Annotated in this window: 13 protein-coding genes; 5 read left to right on the top strand and 8 right to left on the bottom strand. The window is 47.9% G+C overall.

Annotated features, from left to right (window positions below; all coding sequences use genetic code 11):
* Positions 1-74: 74 nt before the first annotated feature.
* Positions 75-356 (bottom strand): hypothetical protein, encoded by a 282-nt coding sequence (locus tag QZT80_RS04185; RefSeq protein ID WP_295118105.1) that lies wholly within the window; start codon positions 354-356, stop codon positions 75-77.
* Between the two features lie 72 nt (positions 357-428).
* Between QZT80_RS04185 and QZT80_RS04180 the strand changes: the two genes are divergently transcribed.
* The gene (locus QZT80_RS04180) at positions 429-938 is read left to right on the top strand and encodes a DinB family protein (protein WP_295118102.1); all 510 of its coding nucleotides are present in this window, start codon (positions 429-431) and stop codon (positions 936-938) included.
* 52 nt (positions 939-990) lie between these two features.
* On the opposite strand, the gene QZT80_RS04175 is transcribed toward QZT80_RS04180, so the two are convergent.
* Together QZT80_RS04175 and gcvP are read right to left on the bottom strand one after the other, a co-directional pair.
* Positions 991-3,819 (bottom strand): TonB-dependent receptor, encoded by a 2,829-nt coding sequence (locus tag QZT80_RS04175; RefSeq protein ID WP_295118099.1) that lies wholly within the window; start codon positions 3,817-3,819, stop codon positions 991-993.
* 266 nt (positions 3,820-4,085) lie between these two features.
* Positions 4,086-6,959, bottom strand: coding sequence for an aminomethyl-transferring glycine dehydrogenase (gene gcvP, locus QZT80_RS04170; protein WP_295118097.1), 2,874 nt, complete (start codon positions 6,957-6,959; stop codon positions 4,086-4,088).
* 470 nt (positions 6,960-7,429) lie between these two features.
* Between gcvP and QZT80_RS04165 the strand changes: the two genes are divergently transcribed.
* Together QZT80_RS04165 and QZT80_RS04160 are read left to right on the top strand one after the other, a co-directional pair.
* Positions 7,430-8,353, top strand: a complete 924-nt coding sequence (locus tag QZT80_RS04165) for a hypothetical protein (protein ID WP_295118095.1) — start codon at positions 7,430-7,432, stop codon at positions 8,351-8,353.
* Positions 8,244-8,660: a YkgJ family cysteine cluster protein gene (locus QZT80_RS04160; protein WP_295118093.1), complete on the top strand. Its 417-nt coding sequence runs from the start codon at positions 8,244-8,246 to the stop codon at positions 8,658-8,660. Before QZT80_RS04165 ends, QZT80_RS04160 begins: the two co-directional genes overlap by 110 nt.
* Before the next feature lie 91 nt (positions 8,661-8,751).
* On the opposite strand, the gene QZT80_RS04155 is transcribed toward QZT80_RS04160, so the two are convergent.
* The 3 genes from QZT80_RS04155 to QZT80_RS04145 all read right to left on the bottom strand — a co-directional run bounded on the left by QZT80_RS04155 (position 8,752) and on the right by QZT80_RS04145 (position 11,001).
* Positions 8,752-10,014, bottom strand: a complete 1,263-nt coding sequence (locus QZT80_RS04155) for an MFS transporter (RefSeq protein ID WP_295118091.1) — start codon at positions 10,012-10,014, stop codon at positions 8,752-8,754.
* A gap of 89 nt (positions 10,015-10,103) precedes the next feature.
* On the bottom strand, positions 10,104-10,478 hold the full coding sequence (locus QZT80_RS04150) for a type II toxin-antitoxin system PemK/MazF family toxin (protein WP_295118088.1): 375 nt from the start codon (positions 10,476-10,478) through the stop codon (positions 10,104-10,106).
* On the bottom strand, positions 10,459-11,001 hold the full coding sequence (locus QZT80_RS04145; RefSeq protein WP_295118085.1) for a hypothetical protein: 543 nt from the start codon (positions 10,999-11,001) through the stop codon (positions 10,459-10,461). Before QZT80_RS04145 ends, QZT80_RS04150 begins: the two co-directional genes overlap by 20 nt.
* Before the next feature lie 211 nt (positions 11,002-11,212).
* Between QZT80_RS04145 and QZT80_RS04140 the strand changes: the two genes are divergently transcribed.
* Together QZT80_RS04140 and QZT80_RS04135 are read left to right on the top strand one after the other, a co-directional pair.
* Positions 11,213-12,406: a PQQ-dependent sugar dehydrogenase gene (locus QZT80_RS04140; RefSeq protein ID WP_295118082.1), complete on the top strand. Its 1,194-nt coding sequence runs from the start codon at positions 11,213-11,215 to the stop codon at positions 12,404-12,406.
* A gap of 205 nt (positions 12,407-12,611) precedes the next feature.
* On the top strand, positions 12,612-14,750 hold the full coding sequence (locus tag QZT80_RS04135) for a carboxy terminal-processing peptidase (protein WP_295118079.1): 2,139 nt from the start codon (positions 12,612-12,614) through the stop codon (positions 14,748-14,750).
* A 77-nt stretch (positions 14,751-14,827) separates the two neighbouring features.
* Here the strand turns inward: QZT80_RS04135 and QZT80_RS04130 are convergent, their stop codons facing one another.
* Together QZT80_RS04130 and QZT80_RS04125 are read right to left on the bottom strand one after the other, a co-directional pair.
* Entirely contained in the window at positions 14,828-15,775 is a 948-nt protein-coding gene (locus QZT80_RS04130) for a hydrogen peroxide-inducible genes activator (RefSeq protein WP_295118076.1), read from the bottom strand.
* A gap of 120 nt (positions 15,776-15,895) precedes the next feature.
* Positions 15,896-17,113, bottom strand: coding sequence for a hypothetical protein (locus tag QZT80_RS04125; protein ID WP_295118073.1), 1,218 nt, complete (start codon positions 17,111-17,113; stop codon positions 15,896-15,898).
* Positions 17,114-17,361: the final 248 nt, after the last annotated feature.

Below are 17,361 nucleotides of genomic sequence, written 5' to 3'. Positions count from 1 at the left end.
TCAGTTGCGTTTTAACCTGTTGATCAATGCTGCGATCATCCCGCAGCAGGTATGAACGGGACAGCGGGCGAATATTAATTTGTTTTTTTACCCACGGCATACACGATGGCAGCCAGCATCAGGTATACCAGGTGCGCCATCAGCGCCAGCATGGGCACACCCATCACTAAAAACATAACGGCCATAAAAGCGGGCAGGCTGGGCCATAATACGATGGTGAAAAATATCCAGTAGATAAGCAGTGAGAGTACGAACGCCTCCGACATAAACCGCCTCTTTTTGCGCAGCAGTATAAATATCACCAGGTGCAGAAAGAAAGGAATGAGAAGTGTAATGTCTGCGGTAATAAGGTCCATATCAATTTTCAGTTACATCAAAGATACCGGTTACGAACTTTAAACGTGTAATTTTGTAAAAAATTGAATGTTATGCCAAAACCAGCAACCAGTGACTATAATCCCTTTTATGGCACTTACATTAAACTGGTGCCCCAGAACGATGCCCTTAGCGCCATACTCGCCAACACCCCTGAAATAGTGTCGTTCTTTGAGCAAATACCGGCTGATAAACTCGATTATGCTTATGCCCCGGGTAAGTGGACGGTGAAGCAGGTGTTACAGCATATCACAGATGCCGAACGCATTTTTGCTTACCGGGCGTTACGTATTGCGCGGGCAGATAAAACGCCATTGGCTTCGTTTGAAGAGAACGATTATGCCGAACAGGCCCGAGTAGATGGGTTGGATTGGATAGATATGATCGCTGAGTTCAAGGCCGTTCGCTCATCCACCGAATACCTGTTTAAGTCGCTGAACGAAACAGAACTGCAGCGTACAGGCACAGCGAGCAACAGCCCTATAACGGTTAACAGTCTTGGATTTATTACCGCCGGTCACGCATTGCACCACCGGCAGGTATTGATAGAACGCTATTTCTAAAGCAATAACGCCGCTCCGGTTAATGGGGCGGCGTTATTGTTTAAAAGATCTTTTAGAACCTCATCATCCTTGGCCCGCCCGCTTTACGTGCAGGTGCCGTGCCCCCGCCGAAGCTGCTGATGTTGTAGGTAAAACTGAGCATGAAGTACTGCTGTACGATCATCGTTTGCGTGTCTTCAATGCTGTATTGCGATACGTTCCTGCGCACAGACGTGTTCTGGTTCAGCAGGTCGTATACACTTAGTTTGATGGTGCCGCGGTTGTTTTTCAGCATCATCCTGGAAACAGACATGTTCCAGAGTGTGAAATCTTTCCGGTAACCGGGCGACATATTACTGTTATAGGTGTAGTTGATATCGTTTTCCCACACGAAGTTCTTAGGCCAATACAACGCATTGCTGAAGCTCGCGGTATGGGATACGAAATCGGTATTACCCATCGCATTAAGGGTGCTGGTGTTTTTCCGGTAGTTAATACGGTAACCCGGCGAAATATCGAACAGTTCCTTAAAGGTAATATTATAGTTCAGTGATGGAGCAACGCTGTAATTGTAGGTTTCGTTCTCCAGCCGCTCTTTGTTAGACTTGGTCGTATAACTGATGGATTTATTCATCGAAACACCACCGTTGAGGTTTATGCGATGATTCCAGTCTTTTGTTTTCTTAGAGAAAGAAGAGTACATGAATATGTTACTTCCGTAATTCCCGCCCACGTTTATCGGCCGTGATATCTGCACGCCTTTTTCATCAAAATAAGTTTCGTTGGTAATGTTATTGGTAACCGGGGAGAAGCTACCGTTCAGTCCCATAAAGAACCCTTTAGGGGTACCGGTATTAAAGTTAAAACCGATGTTATGGCGGAAGGCGCTTTTAAGGTCCGGATTACCCAGCCGCTGGAACAAGGTGTTGGTATTATCCTGCACGGGCTGCAACTGGTCGATGGTGGGTTGTTGCGTATAAAGACTATAATTTAAGCCAATGCGTGTAAAGTTGCTGAAGGCATAGGTAATCCGCGTATTAGGGACAAACGACTGCTGCCGCAGCGTGATGGAATCATCCAGGAAGTAAGAATAGTTCTTAAGCGTATTGAACTGCATGCCGCCGCCGATCGTACCACTGAATTTTTTGCCCTGCAGGTTTAATGTTACCTGCGGTGTTTGTTGCAGGGTAGTAGAACGAAACTTGTTGCTGTACAAAGAATCGAGGTCGTCATACCCTTTCGAAGGATCATAATTATACGTGCGGCGCTCGGTGTTGTTAAGGGAGTAGTTTACGCCGTACCTTAATTCGAGCCGCAGCACTTTGTTCAATGGCTCTATATAAGTAATACTACCACCGTAGCCCTGGTTGTCGCCAATACTGCGGGTGTACTGGTTAATCAGGGTCATTGAGTCCTGCCCGCCGATGACATAATGGTTCTCTGCTTCCACATATCCATCTGAAGTATTTTTGCCATAGTTGTTGTTAAATTCTAAGGAAAGACTACGCCCTTTTTTGTTCAGCTGTTTTACCAGGCTCATATTGTTCCTGAAGTTCAGGTTGTTGCTTTCAGAGCGGTTAACCGTGTTGGAAGAGTTGATCAGTGATCCGTCTTCGTTCGTGGTGCTGGCTATGCTGCGTGCAAAGTTGGTGCTTTGCGTGTTCGACAGGTTAGGCTGTACGATCAGTGTGGTAGTGGAATCGATCGAGTAAGTCAGGTTCATGTCCAGGCGGTTATTTTCCGAAGTACCTACGCCCGATCTGCGTTCATTATAAAAAGTAGAAGTATCCAGGTTGATGTTTTCGCGGCGGATCGAACTTTCGGTGCGGGTATCGGCATAGTTATAAAAGTAGCTGCCGTTCATTTTGAGCTTTTGGGAGAAATCTTCATTATAGTTGATACCTCCTGTGGCAATGCGACGGATACCTTCGCCGCCTATACCGCCAAGCGTTATGCCATTCGCTGAAATACTCATGTTACCGCCAGATACAGAAACCGCAACACCACGGTTGCCGCCACCGTTCTGAACGCCCATCATATCATCCATCGAAAAACCAGTGTTGTTCAGGTTATTAACGGCGCCCAATACGCTAAACTGTCTTTTCTTGTTGAACATATTCACCATCGCGCTTGCATCATATCGATGCTGGGTGCCTATGCCGCCGGTAATACGGCCGAACAGTCCGTTCTTCTTATCTTCTTTTAAAGTGATGTTGATAGTTTTATCTTCTCCATCTGTCTTCTGCCCTAAGAGTTCCTGCACCTTGGTTTTAGTATCTACCACCTGTATTTTATCCACGATCTCTTTAGGCAGGTTCTTGGTAGCGATCTTAGGATCATTCCCGAAAAACTCTTTACCATCTACCAGTACCCTCGATACCGGTTTGCCGTTCACCGTTATTTTTCCATCCTGGTCTACGTCTACACCGGGCAGTTTCTTCAGCAGGTCTTCTACTACCGCATTGGGTTTGGTTTTAAAGGAAGATGCGTTGAACTCCAGGGTGTCATTCTTAAAGGCGATAGGAGGCTTTTCGCCCTCAACTACTACCTCATTTAAAGACCGCGAACTCGGAGACAGTATGAAAGTACCCAGGTCTTTGTTTTCGCCGGGTTCAACCTTTATCACCCGCCTGTACTGCTTATACCCTGTGTAGGATATCAACAGCACCAGTGTTTTACCCACCGGCAGTGATTCAAGTTTAAAATGCCCTTTATTATCAGTCAACGTATAAGTGACCATTGAGCTGTCTTTACTATCATTTACCGCTACAGTGGCAAGTTCCAGTATTTCTTTCGTGGTAGAATCAACTACTTTTCCCGTCCAGTTGATCTTTGATTGGGCCAAGCCATGGATGCTCGAAAGCAGGGTCATAACGGCAAGGAATAGGTAACGCAACATCATGCTAAAAGTGGTTAGGGTGCTAAATTACGAACATTTCGTAATAATCCTGGTTTTTTAGTTTAAAGGAATGTTAAAACAGTATAGTTGATAAGTTTTCGAGGATGAAGGGTTTTCATTACCATGATACGCATTAGTAACATCACGGGTATTGCTGTCTATAAACGGAGGATGGGTTTACTTATTTCGATGAGGGATACAGAATATATGGAGCTGGATAAGAAAAAAGGCCGGCTGTTACGCCGGCCTCTTACTATAATCAAAGTTAATTATGCTTCTGCATAAGCGCTCGCCGGCTCACAGGTGCAAATCAGGTTCCTGTCGCCATGCGTATTATTTACGCGGCTTACAGAAGGCCAGAATTTGTTATGCCTGATATACTCCAGCGGGAACGCTGCCTGCTGGCGGGTGTAAGGACGCGTCCATTCATCAGCAGTGATCACGAACTGTGTATGCGGTGCATTTTTCAGTACGTTGTTCGCTTTGTCGGCAGTACCGTTCTCGATGGCGCGGATCTCTTCGCGGATAGCCAGCATGGCGTCGCAGAAGCGGTCCAGTTCATCTTTATCTTCACTTTCTGTAGGCTCGATCATGATGGTGCCGGCTACAGGGAAGCTCATGGTAGGAGCGTGGAAACCGTAATCCATCAGGCGTTTGGCCACATCTTCGGCCTCAATGCCCGCAGTAGCTTTAAACGGACGCAGGTCAACGATGAACTCGTGCGCACAGGTACCGTTTACACCAGAGTACAACACTTCGTAATCGTTCTGCAATCTTGCTTTCATGTAGTTAGCGTTCAGGATGGCGAACTCAGTAGCCTTACGAACACCAACGTTGCCCAGCATACGAATGTAAGCGTAAGAGATCAACAGGATGCTCGCACTGCCGAATGGCGCTGCTGACACGGCGTTAGCCTGCTGGTGACCATTCTGTCCTTCCTGTAAATGTACGTGAGAAGGCAGGAACGGCGCCAGGTGTTTGGCTACGCAGATGGGGCCCATACCCGGACCGCCACCACCGTGTGGTATAGCGAATGTTTTGTGGAGGTTCAGGTGGCAAACGTCTGCGCCGATAAGGCCCGGAGCCGTTAAACCTACCTGCGCGTTCATGTTCGCACCGTCCATATATACTTGTCCGCCGTATTGGTGGATCACGTTACAAATTTCTTTCACGCTCTCTTCGTACACACCGTAGGTAGAAGGGTAGGTGATCATAATACCTGCCAGGTTAGCTGCATGTTCAGCCGCTTTCGCTTTCAGGTCGGCCACATCGATGTAGCCATTGTCCAGTGCTTTTACGATCACCACTTTAAAGCCAGCCATTACAGCGCTCGCAGGGTTGGTGCCGTGAGCGGAGATCGGGATGAGCATTACGTTACGGTGACCTTCGCCACGGCTTTCGTGGTACTCGCGGATAACGAGCAAACCAGCGTATTCGCCCTGGGCACCACTGTTAGGTTGCAGGCTGCAGGCGTCGAAACCGGTGATGGTAGAAAGGTAGGCGCTCAGTTCTTCCACGATCTGCATGTAACCTGCTGCCTGTGAGATAGGCGCGAAAGGATGCATTTTGCTCCAGTGTGCCCAGCTCAAAGGAATCATTTCAGTAGCTGCATTCAGTTTCATGGTGCAGGAACCGAGGGAGATCATCGAGGTATTCAGCGAAAGGTCTTTATTTTCCAGGAACTTCAGGTAACGCATCATTTCCGACTCGCTGTGATGGGTGTTAAACACCGGGTGCAGCAGGTAAGAAGACTCTCGTAACAGTTCAGCCGGCACCACTGCTTCATTTTTGGTATCAGAAACACCAACATGACCAGCGTTAAATACTTCCAGAACATTGTTCAGGTCTTTCAGGCTGGTAGTTTCGTCGAGCGAAATACCAACCACATGACCAGTGCCATAACGGAAGTTGATGCCTGCAGCTTCAGCTTTAGTGCGGAGCGCGGCGGCATCAGCCACTTCAATGCTAATGGTATCGAAGAAAGAGTTGTTCAGTACTTTAACACCGGCAGCTTTCAGTTTAGTGACCAAAGCAGCGGTGAGCAGGTTAACGCGGGTAGCGATGTGTCGCAGGCCTTTAGGACCGTGGTACACAGCGTACATAGCCGCCATGTTAGCCAGCAGTGCCTGTGCGGTACAGATGTTAGACGTTGCTTTTTCGCGTTTGATGTGCTGCTCGCGGGTTTGCAGTGCCATACGTAATGCACGGTCGCCGGTGGCATCAATGCTCACACCAATGATACGGCCCGGGATCGCACGTTTGAATTCATCTTTAGTAGCAAAGAACGCAGCGTGCGGACCGCCAAAGCCCAAAGGAACACCGAAGCGCTGGGCAGAACCCACAGCAGCATCAGCACCCAGTTCGCCCGGAGGGGTCAGCAGCGTAAGCGCCAGCAGGTCGGTAGCCATGGCTACGTAAGCGCCAGCAGCGTGTACTTTATCGATAAAGGTGCGGTAATCGTGTACGTTACCTTCTGTATCAGGATATTGTAACAGTGCGCCGAAGTAAGATTCATCGATAGCGGCAGTGGTAAAGTTACCAGTAACTACTTCGATGTTCAGCGGCTCGGCGCGGGTAATTACCACGTCGATCGTTTGTGGCAACACCTTCGCATCTACGAAGAATTTAGGGCGTACCAGGTGATCATGGTCGCGGTTCAACTGGTTAAAGAACATCGCCATCGCTTCAGCAGCGGCAGTGGCCTCGTCCAGCAGGGATGCGTTAGAAATAGGCAGCGCTGTAAGGTCGCTCACCATCGTCTGGTAGTTGAGCAGGCTCTCCAGGCGGCCCTGGGAGATTTCCGCCTGGTAAGGCGTGTACTGCGTGTACCATCCCGGGTTTTCGAACACGTTACGCAGGATCACGCTGGGCGTAATCGTATCGTAATAACCTTGTCCGATATAGTTTTTAAATACCTTGTTTTTTAGAGATACCGCTTTCAGATGCACGAGATAATCGTGTTCACTCATCGCATGTGGTATGTCCAGCAAAGTGTTCATACGAATGGATGCCGGTACTGTTTTGTTCACCAGTTCATCTATACCCGTTTCGCCAATGGTTGCAAGCATCTTACGGGTTTCTGATTCGTTCGGCCCAATATGGCGGTGAACAAATTCATTTTGTTGAATATCCAATAAATTCATTATACAAGCAGGTATTATTAGAAAAGAATGCGCAAAGCTATCATCTTTTTAAGCAACGGCCAAAAGCGGCGTGCCCATGTGGAAACAGTGGTGATAAATGCCTTTCTCCGCAGGGCCGATTTGTCATAGTAGTGTTTATTGATCAGTTGACGGGCGGCAGAACACGCAATAAGGCCGCCGTTGCGACGCTCCGTTCACCGGTAGTAATCCTTATCAGCTACTTAATGCCAACAACAGTCAACCCCCCGAAATTGTTCCGGGCAAAGGGCAGTTGAAGGGCAGTTTAAGGGCAGGCCGAGGGCATGGGTGGCCTCCAGTAAGCTTTTGAGGGGTGCTGTTTGCCCGAAACGCCTGTCCCTGCTGTGGTTTCCGATGGTTTAAAATGGGTGAAAAGGGCATGATTTTTGCCTTCTTTGCTCCCCTGCATTTGGCAGGTAACTCATTCATTAACAATCTAAAACAACAGCAATATGATCCAAAAAAAGTTCAATGCGATTACGCATGGGGCCAGTGGAAAGTTCGGTGACATCTGCGTGTTTTACCAGCGAAACGGTAAAACCTGCATTGGGGTGGTGCCGAGCAAACGTCCGGGTCCGTGTAAACCCGCGCAGCAGAAGGCCAGGGACCGCTTTTCCGCGGCTAACATTTACGCCGGTGAAGTATTGGCCAACCCGGCTATGAAAGAAATGTACTATAAACGTCGCACCGCTGGCGCCAATGTGCAAAACATGGCGGTGAAGGATTATTTCCATGGCCCGGAAATTATGCAGGTAGATGCCAGTGGCTACACCGGCAACCCTGGTGGCGCTATCGTAGTGATGGCGAAAGACAATGTAATGGTGCATGCGGTGACGATTTCGATCTACGATCAGGCGGATAACCTGCTCGAAACCGGGCCTGCCATCGTGCTGGACCGCGGCAAAACCAGTAAGTGCAAGTCCTCCATCTGGCAATATATCGCTGCTGCGACAGTGGAAAGTGCCCTTGTTTGCCGCATTGTAGTAACGGCGCTCGACATGCCGGGCAATAGCGTGGTGGAAGAGTACGATTTCGAAGGGAGAGCGAAGGCGCCCGAAAGGCGACCAGCCCCGGCTACCCTGCCTCCCCATGCTCACCCTGTAGCCGAAAAGACGGACATAACACCGGCTGATCCGGGATCTACTGCTTGTCTACCCTCTTATTTTCCTACTTTTGCAGAAAAAGATGCAGATGTCGGGCATATTGGAGAAGTGGGAGCTGAAAGCGAAGGAAAAGCAGAAGGCCAACAAACAATTCCTGCAAAAGATGCAGTTGAAAAAGGGAAAAGGAGCGGAGCGCCTGTTGCCGGACCTTCACGACGAAGCCTTCGAACAAATCGATTGCCTAAAGTGCGCAGGCTGTTGCAAAGGAATTAGCCCCCGCTTTAAAACGCCGGATATTAAGCGCATCTCCAAAGGACTTGGACTCAAGGAGTCCGTGTTCATAGAGTCGTACCTTCGCCTGGATTCGGATGGCGATTACGTGGTAAAAGGCAGTCCATGCACCTTTCTGGGTGAAGACAATATGTGCAGCATCTACGACATACGCCCCGGTGATTGCCGTAACTATCCATACACCGATAGCGATGAGTTTTTCAAAAGACCCAATACTACTTACCTGAACAGCACGATTTGTCCTGCCGTTTATTACGTGCTGGAAAAATTGCGTGAAAAGATAGGGTAGCGGAGGATTTTTGCCTTTCTTATTTACTGCACGCCCGGTCGCCGCAAGATGAAGGCAAGCGACAGGGAGAAGAGTGAACCTGCCTTCAACACTAATCGTTTTTATCCCCCCGTAAATCCAACTGCCGCATCGCCGGTGAAATCACGTACGTTGTAATTACCACGCCCAATGTAACGCAGCCCCCAAACACCACGGATGCTACTGTACCCATTAACCTCGCTGCTACTCCGCTTTCAAAGGCACCCAGCTCATTGCTGGAACCAACGAACATCGAGCTAACCGAGGCTACACGGCCTCTCATATCATCCGGCGTTTTCAATTGCAGGATGGTTTGACGGATAATCACACTGATACCATCGAGCATGCCGCTCATGAACAACGCCAGTAAAGAAAGCGCGAAGTTCTTCGACAGGCCGAATACGATCATACTTAACCCGAACCCAAACACTGCTGCCAGTAACTTGATGCCTGGTTTATTAACCAGCGGCCTGTAAGCCAGTATCACCATGGTAATACACGCGCCTACTGCCGGGGCTGCACGCATCAACCCATAACCCTGTGGGCCTACTTTCAGGATGTCCTGCGCATACACGGCCAGTATCGCTACGGAGCCTCCAAACAATACCGCGAACAGGTCGAGCGACATGGCATTCAGGATTACCTTTTTATTCCATACAAACTTCAAACCCTTCGTGAGGCTCTCTTTGATCGATTCCCCCGCTTCCTTGTACAATATCGGTTTGGGTTTTATCTGGAGTAGACTGATCAACGGCAGCAGGAAAATGCCCACTACCAGCAACATCGTCCAGTGTACACCCATCCAGTGAATACATAGTCCGCCCAGCGCAGGGCCAATGATGCCGCCTATCTGCCAGGCCGAAGTACTCCAGGTAGCCCCATTGGCCAACAGGTTACGCGGCACGAGCAGCGATAACATGGTAAACGTAGAAGGTGATACGAAGGCCCTTACCACACCGCCGAAAAACACCATCACATATACCAGATTCACGACATGCCGCTTGTCCATACCCGCTACCACTTTATCCCAGGTGAGCAGGAACAGCGCAGTGCCAATAACGATGTAGGCCAGTACACATTTTAGCAGTATGCCCCGCTTCTCTCTTTTATCCACCATATGCCCGGCGAACAGCGCCAGGCTGAATGATGGAACGATCTCCGCCAGCCCGATAAGGCCGAGAGAAAGAGGATCGTTCGTCAATTCATAAACCTTCCATTCAATTACCGCAAATTGCATGGCCAGCGCGAAGATGACCGCAAAGCGGACCACAAGGAAGTACTTGAATTCTGGTAGCCGGAGTGAAGCGTAAGGGTCTGGTTTAATGGTATTGTCCAATCTGTTTTATTTTAGCACCGAACATGGTGCTGCAAAGATAGGCAATGCGGTATTAAACCGGGTTTACGTTTCGGCAGATTAATTGAATTTTAAGGATGGTGCCTGAGTCGTTGGAATTCGAATTCGAATAGCATCTCTCCAATTTCCTTCATCAGGTTGTCAAACGCTCCGGCCTTCATCCTGTTAAGCTTATGTGACAGGATTGCTTCGTTAACCGCCAGGCACACAAGGTGTATCCTGACATGCGAATATTCTTTTTGCAGTGGTTTTTCAAACATACTGTTGTCCAGCTTAAATGAATACTCATCAACGGTAAAAGTAGAACTGGTGAACATAACTGCGATAAAGGTTTCCTCACAATGGTTGGCGTCGTTAGTGGATAGTACAATGTGCGGATGCGGCTCCCCATTCTCGTTTCCTAATGGATGGGGTAACAAAAAAACATCACGTTGGCTTACTTTCATATGTAGATAAAATTCTTCCTAGGGCTTTGTTAGAACTTAGGACAGCCGCTCTGGCTTCTTCCGACCGTGGTGCGCGACGGAATTTTCGGGTGTTACGCCTCAACACAATAATGATGTCGTGTACGACATTGATAAGCTGTTGTAGCAACTCAAAAATCTTTCGTAATTCAGGATCGTCGGCTTTCTCAAGCGCCCGCTCTGCTTTGCCCCACATAGGATAAAGTGTTTTATGCACGGCATTGCAAATCTGCATGTGCGGAAATAACCTTTGGTTTTTCAAATGTGGCTGATTGAGTAGAAGAAACTGGTGTATCGCCTCAAAGTTTTTCAGTTGTTGGGTTAACTTTTCGTTGATCCTCCTGACTAACCAACGGGTTTTGAACAAACTGTAGATCTGCAAAAGGTTTGAGAGCGATTCGCTCACTTTGTGCTCTTGCAAAATCAGGCGATGATAGTTGAATAGAATCATACCTTTTTCGCTATTTTTTTCGAAGTTAAAGCATAAAATGATTCCAACATTCACCTTTTGATACTCCTGTTTTTCGCGTCAGGTGTATACATGCACCATTTTTCAAACGCTTTCTGATAAAGGGTTACAGGTGAAAAAAAACTTATTAACATTCAAAAAAAAGAAGTAGAAACTCAACATGTCAGCTGCTTAAAATTACCTTTCGTCAAATACTTGCACACCATATACCCGCAATCTCTATTTTTATAGCATATAACTATCGACCATGAAATTATTGCGATTGCTCGCACTGGCTGCATTGTTACCCTCACAGGTATTACACGCCACCTCTAATACCCCGGCCCCGCCGCAAAAAGTAAAACTGCAGCTCGTTACCGACCAGGTCCTTTCGCCTGTTGCCATGGCTGTACCCGGCGATGGCAGCAACCGCCAGTTCGTTTGCCAGAAGGAAGGCCGCGTATGGATTATCCGGAACGGTAAACTGCAGCCCCAGCCTTTCCTCGACGTGAGCGCGGAAATGGTAAAGATCAACCCGGGCTACGACGAACGCGGACTGCTCGGTATTGCCTTTCATCCCAGGTTTAAATCAAACGGCAAGTTCTACCTGTATTATAGCGTTCCATCATCAACTAAAGGCAGCAATCATAAAAGCCTGGTAGCGGAATATAAGGTGTCGTCCGCCAATCCTGACCTGGCGGATAAGGACTCGAAAAGAACGGTAATGGAAATCGAACAGCCGGAGTCGAACCACAATGGTGGCGACCTTGCTTTCGGTCCTGACAACTACCTCTACATCTCTCTCGGCGATGGCGGTGGCGCAGGCGACAGGCACGGTGCTACCGGTAACGGTCAGAACATGGATACCTGGCTGGGTAAAATTCTGCGTATAGACGTGAACGGGACTCCGTATAGCGTACCTAAAGACAATCCCTTCGTTAATAAACCGGGCATAAAGCCTGAAATATGGGCTTACGGCCTGCGTAACGCCTGGCGGATGTCTTTCGACAAAGGCACTAAACGCCTCTTTGCAGGTGATGTAGGGCAAAACAAATATGAAGAAGTGGACATCATTACGAAAGGCGGTAACTACGGCTGGCGTATTATGGAAGGCTATCACGGCTTCAGGGAATCGGAAGGAGATAAGACCAAACTTATCGAGCCCATCCACGAATATGATCACGACCAGGGTATAAGCATCACCGGTGGGTATGTATACCGCGGTAATGCTATACCGGCGCTGCGTGGTCAATATGTTTTCGGCGACTACAATGGTAAATCGTGGACTTTGGTACCCGCGGGTGCCAAATGGACAGGTCAGGAGTTGGAACTGGTGGGTAAACCTGCCAATATGCAGATACTCAGCTGGGGGCAGGACGAAGCGGGGGAATTGTACGTGCTGGTGAGCATTCCGGCCGGTGCAAACCCTAAAGGAGCGGTGTATAAACTGGTTAAAGCCTGACAATTATAGTCAATTTAACGGCCCTTATAAAAGAGGGCAACTTTTTTGCGTTATATAGTGTTAACCAGGACTGGCAGGCGCGCAAAATGTTGTATAAAATCGTTAAATTGATGCGAATACTGCGTAATTTTTTGTTAAAACGCCGTGCCAGTCCGTATCGGGCATACGTTTTGGCCTATATTTGAGAACGTTCAATCTGGATGATATGAGAATGAAACTGAAAGTGATAATCCCGGTGTTACTGATCATTGTTTCCGCCGGTGTGTTTGCGTTTGCCAGGTATGGCAGTGCAGGTGATCCCCCCGGCCGTTACGAAGCGGTAATGTCGCTGGTAGGGCAAATACTGAAAGAAGGGCATTACCAGCCTAAAGAAATTAATGATGCATTTTCCAAAGAAGTATTTGATAAATACATCAAAAGCCTTGACCCGGAGAAGAAATTCCTGTTGGCAGGCGACGTGGCCAAACTGAAGACCCTGGAAAACCATGTAGACGATGAACTGATGAACGGTGCATCGCTGGACCTGTTCACGGCTACTACAGAAGTTGTGAAGAAAAGGGTAGCAGAAGCGGCAGCTATTTACCCGGCTTTACTGCAACAGCCTTTCGATTTTTCGAAGAATGAGAAAGTAGTGCTGGATGTGGATGCGTTGGAGTTCCCTAAGGACGAAGCGGCCCGTAAAGAAGCATGGCGTAAGGTGCTGAAGTACCGCACCATGGAAAAACTCATCGACCTGCAGGAACTGCAGGACAAAGAGAAAGGCAAAGCTGATTACAAAGTGAAAACGGAAACAGCGATGGAAGAAGAAGCACGTGCAAAAGTGAAAAAAATGTACGACCGCTACTTCGAACGCCTGCAAAGCAAAAAAGATAATGACGACGACCGTTTCGCCATGTATGTAAATGCGATCACCACCACCATGGACCCGCATACCGACTACATGCCGCCTGCGGATAAAAGATATTTCCAGGAAATGATGGCCGGCAAGTTCTACGGTATTGGCGCCCAGTTGCTGGAAGAAGACGGCAGGATCAAGATCACCAGCATCGTTACCGGTAGCCCAAGCTGGAAACAGGGTAAACTGAAAGCAGGTGACGTGATCGTGAAAGTGGCCCAGGCGGAAAAAGAACCCGTGGACATTACCGGTTACGCTGTGGAAGACGCGGTGAAACTGATCCGTGGCGCACAGGGTACCGAAGTTCGCCTCACCGTTAAAAGTACTGATGGTACGATTAAAGACGTAGCCATCGTGCGCGATGAGATCATCCTCGACGAAACTTTCGCCAGATCTGCCATTATCAATGGCGACCATAAAATTGGGTACATCTACCTTCCCGACTTCTACGCCGACTTCAACGACCGCGATGGTGCTTCCTGCGCTAAAGACGTGGCTAAAGAAATCAAAAAGCTGAAAGCGGAAAATGTAGAAGGTATCATACTCGACCTTCGCTTTAACCCCGGTGGCTCGCTGCCGGACGTAGTGGAAATGGCCGGTCTTTTCGTACCAGACGGTCCGATGGTACAGGTTCGCTCCCGTGGCGGCCGCGTACAGGTGCAGAGCGACAGGGATAAAAGCGTACATTATGATGGCCCCCTGGCCATTATGGTGAACGAGTACAGCGCATCTGCTTCCGAAATTATGGCAGCAGCCATGCAGGACTACAAACGCGCGGTAATCATCGGCAGCACTTCCTTCGGTAAAGGCACGGTACAAAGGTTGCTGGAACTCGACGGTTTTGTGAAAACAGATGCACTGGGCAGCCTGGGCGGTTTGAAACTGACCGTACAGAAGTTCTACCGCATCAACGGTGGTTCTACCCAGCTCAAAGGCGTGGAGGCCGATATCCAGCTCCCCGATCCTTACTATGAAGTAGGCGAAAGGAAAGATAAGGACGCGCTGAAATGGGACGAAGTGCCTAAAGCTACTTACACTACCTGGGCCGACCCTGTAGATGTGCAGGCGCTGAAAAAGAAAAGCGAAGCACGTATAGCTGGCAATGAAGCTTTCAAAATGATCAAAGAAAATGTGTCAACGCTGAAGAAACTGGACTTGCAGAAGGATTACTCCCTGAACCTCCAGACTTACAAAGCTGAACAAAAAGCAAATGCCGCCGCGCTGAAGAAATACGATGCTGCTAACGAGAAATCGAAAGAGCTTAACATCCACAGCCTTAAAACGGATCTGGACAGGCTGGCCGGCGACTCCGCCAAAATGGCCCGTAACAAAGACTGGTTGCGTATCAGAACAAAGGACGTTTACCTGGACGAAGCAGTGAATGTAATGAATGACCTTATCGGTATTTCTTACCCTAAACTGAAACCAGCTACATCTGTGGCTAACTAAGCATTTTTTTAAGTTTAAATAGAAAAAGGGAACAGCTTTCACGGCTGTTCCCTTTTTCATTATAGGTTGGAATATCGCTACTTCTCCATAATAATATCTACTATCTTCTTGCTCTTCTTTACCTTCATCTTATCCGGCACGCTGGCCAGTATTTCCTTCTTAAACGCCTCAATTACGGCCTGCTTGATGAAGTAGCGGTGGGTAACGAGGCTGATCTCCCTCACCGGCTCCGGTGCCTTAAAAAAGCGCACCATGTTCATTTGCCGGGCCGACAGCTCCTGTAAAGAAAGCTCGGGCAGAATGGTGTAACCTTCGTTCAGTTCCACCATCTTCTTTAATGTTTCCACGCTGCCTGTATTGTATTCCAGGTTACGGAACTCGCCCATGGTAAATTTATCGCGACAGATGTTGAGTACCTGGTTGCGCATACAATGGCCCTCATTCAGCAGCCACACCTCCTTAATATCCAGTTCTTCGGCGCTCACTACCTTCTTCTCAGAAAGTTTATTGTTCTTAGCCGTAAACACCACGAAGTTCTCGTAGAACAGCGGATGCTCCTCGAGGTGCTGGTTGTGTAGGGGAGTTGCCAGTAGTCCGCAGTCTAATTGCTCCTGCTTTAACAGTTGTATGATTTGCTCGGTAGGATACTCCCATATTTCCAGCTTTACCCTGGGGTACTTCTTCATAAAGGCGGTAAGCACCCTGGGCAGCAGGTAGGGGGCCAGGGTAGGTATAATACCTACTTTCAGCACACCCTGTATCTCTTTTTTCTGATCGGAAATGATTTCCCTGATACGGGAGTTTTCCTTCAATATAGTGCGTGCCTGGGAAATAACAGCCGTACCTATTTCCGTAGGTACTACCGGCAGTTTACTGCGGTCAAACAGTTTAATGCCCAGCTCATCCTCCAGCTTCTGGATCTGCATGCTGAGGGTGGGTTGCGTTACAAAACACTTATCAGCGGCGGCCACGAAGCTACGGTAGGTGTCTACAGCGACTATATATTCAAGTTGTACAGTTGTCATGGTAACAACAAAGATATTGATGAAATCTATAACCACCGAATAAGCTATAATACTTTAACAAATGGGCATAAAAAAGCCCCGGACGTTATCCGGGGCCTTAATAGTTTATATGTCAACCGTTTAGAATATCCTGTAACGGTATTTGATTTTCTCTACATTGGTGTATAGTTCGCGGATGTTGATGGAAGCCTGTATTTCATTAACAGCTTCGTTTTTCAGACCACGGAACTCATTCTGTTTCACCTCGATGATGCCTTTCTCCGCCAGGCCATTATCCTGCGCCAGTTTTAGGGAGGCATTTACCTTAGTGTGGTAGCTGTCCAGCAGGGTAAAGTACTCGTTATAAAGATTCTCGAAACGTTTGGTTTGCAGTACCAGGTCTTCCAGCTGATTGTTCGCCTCTTTCAGGTTCGCATTTTCCTGCAGCAATTTCTCGTAGTTGAGCTTTCCTTTAGACGTATACTTTTCTTCCAGTTTGTTAAAATAATCGATCACCTTGTCTTTCTTAAAGTCGAAGAAGAAGTCGTTGAGTGTTTCCGCGATGGTTTTGTTACCCCTGTTCGGAGGCGGCATTTTAAGCGCCGTAACGGTAAACAGGAGGTGATCGTACATATTATCCTGCAACAGGGAAAGCTGGTCTTTATTAAAATTGAGGCCAAACTCGAACTTCTGGTTCGCGTCGTTGAGGGCGGTGTAGTAAATCACGTATTTATTCAGTTCCTTCTCGAAATCCTGCAGTGACTTCTGGTTAATAGCCTTATTGCTCTGGCTTACGCTGTGCAGGAAGGTCATTACCGAGTTGGCAATCGCCAGGGGAGGAGTAAGAGAAGTAAGGCTTTTAAAGATCGGGCTGTTGATGATAGATTTAGTCGATTCGATGAGTTTGCCGCTACGGTCGCTCTTATCGGACTTGCCTTTCAGGATGATCTTTTCTACCAGTTCCACGATGCGGTCGCTGAGTGAAAAGCCGAGTTCCTTGCTCTCCGGGTTGTTGAGCGAGGTAATGAACACGTCCAGGTTATTACTAGTGGTACGTGATTTTAAGTCGATGATCTTTTTATTGAGGAAATAATACGTTTCGCTGGCATTGACAATATTGTCCCTGATCAGTTGGTATTTCGTCTGGTTATCGATCTCACGGCTCTGCATCAGTACCTGGATGGTGCTGGAGTTTTGTTTGTCGCTATCGGTCACCTTCTGTAATTCTTCCAGGATCTTCTTGATAGTTGTATCCGGCGTCGCTTTAATTACCGGAGGTTTAATCTCCGGATCTTGCGCCATAACCGCCTGCGAAATGATAAGCAGCAGTAATGGCAGCACAATTCGAATTAATTTCATGTGATGCTTTTTGTTCAGACTTGGTTTTTCTTGCAGCCCCGTTGTCGTATGTAAAGTGCTATACATCAATGTTTCCGCAGGTTTAAGGTTAAGCATGAAATCAGGCCTTTTTTAAGTTTCAGATATTAAGAAAATATGATGCCAAAAACTTCAAGCCACAAAGATAAGAATTTATACTACTGCATAAGCGTTTATCTTCAAATCACTAATGTGATGAGCGGCGAGCACTGCTGAGCCTTATGTGCAGT

The organism is uncultured Chitinophaga sp. (assembly GCF_902168175.1).
GTDB lineage: Bacteria > Bacteroidota > Bacteroidia > Chitinophagales > Chitinophagaceae > Chitinophaga.
Note: the sequence above shows the minus strand (reverse complement) of the source record. Positions and strands in the feature narration are given on the sequence as shown.